The organism is Streptococcus sp. HMSC076C09 (assembly GCF_001837905.1).
Lineage (GTDB): Bacteria > Bacillota > Bacilli > Lactobacillales > Streptococcaceae > Streptococcus > Streptococcus parasanguinis_I.
Genome location: NZ_KV834647.1, coordinates 191,737 through 198,273, shown reverse-complemented (window position 1 = coordinate 198,273; position 6,537 = coordinate 191,737). Strand labels below are relative to the sequence as shown.

Annotated in this window: 5 protein-coding genes; 3 read left to right on the top strand and 2 right to left on the bottom strand. The window is 41.7% G+C overall.

The window, feature by feature from the left end:
* A partial coding sequence (locus HMPREF2704_RS07820; RefSeq protein WP_141760644.1) for an MSCRAMM family protein occupies nt 1–1,088 on the top strand: 1,088 nt, incomplete at its 5' end.
* Between the two features lie 146 nt (nt 1,089–1,234).
* Here the strand turns inward: HMPREF2704_RS07820 and HMPREF2704_RS07815 are convergent.
* The gene (locus tag HMPREF2704_RS07815; RefSeq protein ID WP_003002057.1) at nt 1,235–1,924 is read right to left on the bottom strand and encodes a gamma-glutamyl-gamma-aminobutyrate hydrolase family protein; all 690 of its coding nucleotides are present in this window, start codon (nt 1,922–1,924) and stop codon (nt 1,235–1,237) included.
* A 273-nt stretch (nt 1,925–2,197) separates the two neighbouring features.
* Between HMPREF2704_RS07815 and HMPREF2704_RS07810 the strand changes: the two genes are divergently transcribed.
* A complete protein-coding gene (locus HMPREF2704_RS07810) occupies nt 2,198–3,214 on the top strand; it encodes an NAD(P)H-dependent glycerol-3-phosphate dehydrogenase (protein WP_037608137.1) in 1,017 nt (338 codons plus the stop codon).
* Nucleotides 3,215–3,259: 45 nt separating this feature from the next.
* Nucleotides 3,260–4,168 (top strand): UTP--glucose-1-phosphate uridylyltransferase GalU, encoded by a 909-nt coding sequence (gene galU / locus HMPREF2704_RS07805; protein WP_070674471.1) that lies wholly within the window; start codon nt 3,260–3,262, stop codon nt 4,166–4,168.
* A 161-nt stretch (nt 4,169–4,329) separates the two neighbouring features.
* Here galU and HMPREF2704_RS07800 read toward each other — a convergent pair whose 3' ends face one another.
* On the bottom strand, nt 4,330–6,276 hold the full coding sequence (locus HMPREF2704_RS07800; protein WP_070674474.1) for a C69 family dipeptidase: 1,947 nt from the start codon (nt 6,274–6,276) through the stop codon (nt 4,330–4,332).
* Nucleotides 6,277–6,537: the final 261 nt, after the last annotated feature.

Here is a 6,537-nt window from a genome sequence, read left to right as displayed (position 1 = left end):
TAGAAGCAAAAGATTATGTGGTGAAAGAACTTACTGCTCCAGAAGGATATCAACTATCAACAGATGTGATTAAAGTTTCTACTAGCGAGTTGAAAGCTGCGACTAACCTCGTCGTAGACAAAGGAACAGTGGTCAACAAACCATTCACTTCAATTCCACCAACTCCTCCGACTGTTGACAAACCTGAATTGAAACTCTACAGCATCCAATTGCATAAAGTGAACCAAGAAGGGAAAGCTCTTGTTGGTGCCGTATTCGGTCTCTTTGAGGCAGATGGTACGACTCCTGTATCGAACCCTTATGGTGCAGGTCAAGCGACTGCAACTTCTGATGCGAATGGTCTTGTAACCTTTACAGGATTAGAAGCAAAAGATTATGTGGTGAAAGAACTTACAGCTCCAGATGGCTACCAGTTATCAGATGAAGTCATCAAAATCTTAGCTAGTGATTTGGTTGTTTCAAATAGTGTAGTGGATAAAGGAAATGTCGTTAACAAACCATTTACTTATATCCCTCCAACTCCTCCAACTGTTGACAAACCCGAGTTAAAACTTTACAACATCCAATTGCATAAAGTGAATCTAGTAGGTCAAGACCTTGCAGGTGCTGTATTTGGTCTCTATGAGGCAGATGGTGTGACACCAGTTGCCAACCCATATGGCGAAGGCCAAGCGACTGCTACATCCGATACCAATGGTCTTGTTTCCTTCACTGGATTGGAAGCAAGAGATTATGTTATTAAGGAGTTGACAGCGCCAGCTGGCTACCAATTATTAACGGATGTTATTACTGTATCTGCTAGCGAATTAAAAGCTGCACCTAACCTTGTAGTAGACAAGGGGACAGTTATAAACTATCTAACACCACCAAACACACCACCAACTCCGCCTACTACACCACCAACTCCGCCTACTACACCGTCAACAGACAAACCAAAAGGAGATAAACCTTCTGGAAGTCAACCAAAAGAAGATAAGAAACATACCCTTCCTTCTACAGGTGAAACAGTAAGTGCTGGACTTGTTGCAGCAGGACTTGCGCTTGCAGGAGCTGGAAGCATGCTCGTTGCCAAAAAACGCGACGAATAATTCTAAAACAGGTTTTCATCTAGCATTGCTAGATGGACCTGTTTTTTTATTGATGACCGTCCTGTTTTCTGATCTTATTTCCAGTATTTTTGCGTCCTTTCTAAGACACAAAAAAGAGATCGGCTCAAGTCCAACCTCTAATTTCATTATAATTCCTGTAATAAATAACGGAAGAGTTCTAAATTCCCTTTTTCTTCATTGACCAAATATTCTGGATGCCACTGCAAGCCCATAATCCGATGGCCGTCTACTGCTTCAATCGCTTCGATGGTGTGATCGCGCGGATCAAAGGCGGTCGCACGGAAATTTGGTGCAAGATCCTTGATACTTTGACGGTGAACGGAATTGATTCGACTGGCCTGACCAAAGAGTTGCTCTACCACACTACCTTTTTTAGTCTCGATAGAATGGGAAGTCCCAAATGGAAGACCTTGCCAATGCCCTTCAATCTCTTGATTGAGTGTTCCTCCAAAAGCTACATTGATCAACTGAACCCCACGGCAGATTCCTAGAACCGGTTTGTTTTGGCGAACCGCTTCCTTCAGTAGGGCAAGCTCAAATTGGTCCCGTTCGATATTGTAATCATCGCTTTCGATGGTTTTTTCTTCGCCGTAGAGACTAGGATCGACATTTTGACCTCCACTTAGGATCAACTTGTCAATCGTTTCAACATAATCCTTAACTAAGGAAGGATCTCCCATCGGGATGACCATTGGAAGTCCACCTGCTTGACGGATCCCTTCCGCAAATTGACTAGACACGGAGGAATGAAGGTTTTTCCCTTCCGGGTCAACCGGACAGAGATTAGCGGATACTCCAACAATTGTTCTGCACATATTCATTCCTCCTTCATTTTAACTACTACTTATCTTACCACCCATTAGTGATAGTGTCTAATATGTATTTTTTAAAACCGTGATAGATTTTATTTATCACCCTCACCTTCCTCACAAAACAATTGATGATCATACAAGTTTTTTTACCTATATTATGTTAAAATAGAGAGGAAAATAGAATCGTCCTTCAAGGCATACATTAGGCCGTTTCGAAGGTGCAAGCGCTAGATTCCTAGCCTTGTTGAAAAAATAGACATAGAAATGGAAGATACAATGGAAAAACAAACCGTTGCAGTATTGGGTCCTGGTTCATGGGGAACAGCCCTTTCACAAGTCCTCAATGATAACGGCCATGAAGTCCGTCTCTGGGGAAATATCCAAGAACAAATCGATGAAATCAATACCGCTCATACCAATCAACGCTATTTCAAAGACATCGTTATTAGTGATCAAATTACCGCTACGACTGATCTGAAAGCAGCTTTGGACGGTGTGGATGCTATCCTTTTTGTCGTTCCTACAAAGGTGACCCGCTTGGTCGCTAAACAAGTCGCTGAAACACTGGATCACCCTGTCACAGTCATGCACGCTTCTAAAGGGCTCGAACCTGGTACACACGATCGGATTTCTCAAATCCTTGAAGAAGAAATCCCTGCTTCTCTTCGCAGTGAGGTAGTGGTCGTTTCTGGACCGAGTCACGCGGAAGAAACCATCGTACGGGACATCACCCTCATTACAGCAGCTTCAAAAGATTTAGAAGCTGCACGCTATGTTCAAGAACTCTTTAGCAATCACTACTTCCGCCTCTATACCAATACAGATGTTATCGGAGTGGAAACTGCTGGGGCCTTAAAAAATATCATCGCGGTCGGAGCTGGGGCCCTGCACGGTCTTGGTTATGGTGACAATGCCAAAGCAGCCATCATCACGCGCGGTCTCGCTGAAATCACGCGCCTTGGCGTTAAGCTCGGAGCTAGCCCATTGACCTATAGCGGTTTGTCTGGGGTTGGTGACCTGATCGTTACCGGAACTTCTGTTCACTCCCGTAACTGGCGAGCTGGGGATGCTCTCGGACGTGGCGAAAAATTGGAAGACATCGAAGCCAACATGGGTATGATCATTGAAGGGATCTCTACGACCAAAGTCGCCCACGAGCTGGCCCAAGAATTGGATGTCTACATGCCGATTACACAAGCCATTTACCAAGTCATCTATGAAGGAAAAGATATCCGCGAAGCCATCCACCACATGATGAGCAATGAATTTAAAGAAGAAAATGAGTGGAAATAAGTCAACCACCCTAACATCAATCCTACCTTTTAGAAAGGAAACTATATGACTAAAGTTAGAAAAGCAGTCATTCCTGCGGCTGGTTTGGGGACACGCTTCCTCCCAGCTACCAAAGCTTTGGCAAAGGAAATGTTGCCAATCGTTGACAAACCTACGATCCAATTCATCGTAGAAGAGGCTCTGAAATCTGGGATTGAAGAAATCCTTGTCGTAACAGGGAAGGCCAAACGTTCGATCGAAGACCATTTCGATTCTAACTTCGAATTGGAATACAATCTCGAGCAAAAAGGCAAGACTGACTTACTCAAGTTGGTCAATGATACAACAGCGATTAATCTTCATTTCATCCGCCAAAGTCACCCTCGAGGTTTAGGGGACGCTGTTCTTCAAGCCAAGGCCTTTGTTGGAAACGAGCCTTTTGTCGTTATGTTGGGAGATGATCTCATGGACATCACCAATGATGATGCCTTGCCATTGACCAAACAATTGATGAACGACTACGATGAAACCCATGCGTCAACCATCGCTGTAATGGAAGTCCCTCACGAAGAGGTTTCTTCTTACGGTGTGATCGCACCTCAAGGAGAGGGCATCAATGGTCTCTATAGCGTTGAAACTTTTGTCGAAAAACCAGCTCCAGAAGATGCACCAAGTGATCTCGCCATCATTGGCCGCTATCTTTTGACTCCAGAGATCTTTGACATTCTTGCAAATCAAGAACCAGGTGCTGGTAATGAAATTCAATTGACGGATGCGATCGACACCCTCAATAAGACCCAACGAGTCTTTGCACGTGAATTTAAAGGCCAACGCTACGATGTAGGTGACAAGTTTGGTTTCATGAAGACATCGATTGATTATGCTTTGAAGCATCCACAGGTTAAAGATGATCTCAAACAATACATCATTGATCTTGGAAAACAATTAGAAGAATCTGAGAAAACTGCAGACTAATCATTCACAAATCAAAGAATACAAAAAGACTGGCCATATAATGTAAGGGATTTGCTACCTTACAATGGTCAATCTTTTTTTCGTAAAAAAGAGGCTGGATAAAAATCCGGCCTCTTTTGTTTCATTGGACTTGGTCCAATTCACATTTTAATTCTTATTGTTTAAGGATGAACATTGTAAGAATAGTTTGTATTTGAGTAAGTTTCAATTTCACCTGGATTGAAATTAGATCCGAAGCGATTATTGTTGTTTACACTATTTCCTGCTACAGGAGCTTCAGTTGGAGCTTGAACTTTTTCTTCTGGCTTCACAGGAGTCTCTACTTTAGGAGATACAACTGGTTGTTTCTCCTTGTTAGCAGCATAGCCAAAGCGATTGTTTGGATTTCCTTCTGCATTAGCAGGAATATCACGTGTAGAAGATGTTGCTACATAATTTGGCGCTGGGATGTAAACTTTGTTCGCATCTTCACGGATTTGTGGTTTTTCTGGAACCGTTGGTGTGTCTGGTTTCTTAGGTTCTTCAGGATCTTTATAGTTATCTGGTTTAGAAGCACGATAAGGATCAGACTTACGTCCAGCTGCCTCTAATTGTTTTTCCATTAATTTTTCATAATCTTTGAAGTGTTGGAAGAGACGATCAGACAATTCAAGGGCATCTTTTGTCACCTTATCTTCAGCAGCTTTTGCAGCTTCAGGTTGATCTTTCAACGCATAATATTCAATATCTTTCTTCTCTTGATCAACAATAAATTGTTTTTCCAGAGCTTTCCAGTGATCTTGAACTGTTTTTCCAAAGACATCTTGGTTATTGATCGCCATGTTGTCAATGTGCCATACTGTCCAATACCATGAATTTGGATCATAAGTTGCTGTTTGAGGTTTGAAGGCTTCGTAAGTATCTTTTAGATTACCATAGAATGGAACATAAGGTGTGTTCCGAGATGGTCCCATACCAAGCCATAAAGTACCACCAAATGATTTTGGAAGTTTTGGATTGATTTGGTAGACATGGGCATCAATAACGTTTTCATTTCCTAAAGCATACTTGTATTGGTCTTTACGAACAGCATCATTGCTACCATTATCACCTTGTTTCTTCACTCCAATTTGATCGTCCGGTACGAAGCGACCATTTAAGTGTTCAAAGCGATTCCGTTGCATAGCAAAGGCATCTTCTAAAGTAAATTTCTTATTTGGATCAGTTGGAGAACGGAATAGTTCGTATTCGTCATCCTCGTAAGTCACTTTCGATTTTGGATCCAAAAGGGTGATTCCTGCGTAAGTACGTGAACGGTCTCCTTCAGCATATTTTTCTGGTCCATAAGATTTAGCGATATGGAAGTTACCATCTTTATCTGTCTTGTAGTTACCAGATTCTTTAGCTACTTTTTCGACATCTTTCGAAGCGATCACATTTTCCTTGTCATTCAAATCTACATGACCAAGGTAGTAGGTATTGGCAAAGACTGCATATTTGTCTTCTGGGACTTTAACAGCTACATATTGGTGACCAGAAAGAATTTCCATATACCAAGTTTCTTTTTGGTCCGCAATAACAACTGTATTCCCCTCAGCTGAACCTTTTTCTTCAATGACTTTCGCAAGTAATTCGATTCCTTCACGAGCAGATTTTGCACGAGGTAAAATTACATCAAGCATGGCAGCTTCTGGGAGACCGTTTTCTGTCAATGGGTCAGTCTTCAAGACTTTTTTGTTTGGAATGGCTGTAACAGTTGAGGTCATAGAAACGCCGGCTTCGTTAAATCCATGTTCCCCAAAGGCACCGTTACTACCATCTCCACGAGCAGAGTCATAAGTCGCTGTGTATTTCATTTCACTGGCAGCATGTGGATAGGTAAAACCATTAGATTCGTCTTCCAGTTGATCCCCTTCCTTATAGTTCTTCGCATCAACAACTACAAAGTTTTTGTTGTGCTTTCCACCATTTGGATAGTAAGGGTAGTCTTCTGTCCGACCAAAGAGAGTGGTCCCATCCTTGGTCAATTGGCGACCAATGATAAAGCCACAACAGGCTTGAACGGCTTGAACTGGTAGGAGCAAAAATGTCATTGCTACCAATGAAAGTTTAAACAACCATTTCTTCATGGCAAATCTCCTTTTCGAATGTCCCTTTTAAAAAAGGCACTATTCCTGATTTTTTATACTCCTAGTCTACCTCTTTTTAGTTATTTTTGCAAACGCTTACCAGACTTGTTTTTATTCTATTTTTTCCTAAATTATCTTTCTATCAACTCATTTCTATGTAAATTATATATATTTATTGAGATTTCAAACAATTTTCTGTTAGTTTACGATTGCACTACATTTTTTAGGAAAAAAAGAGAGTGGGACAGAAATCGGTAATTC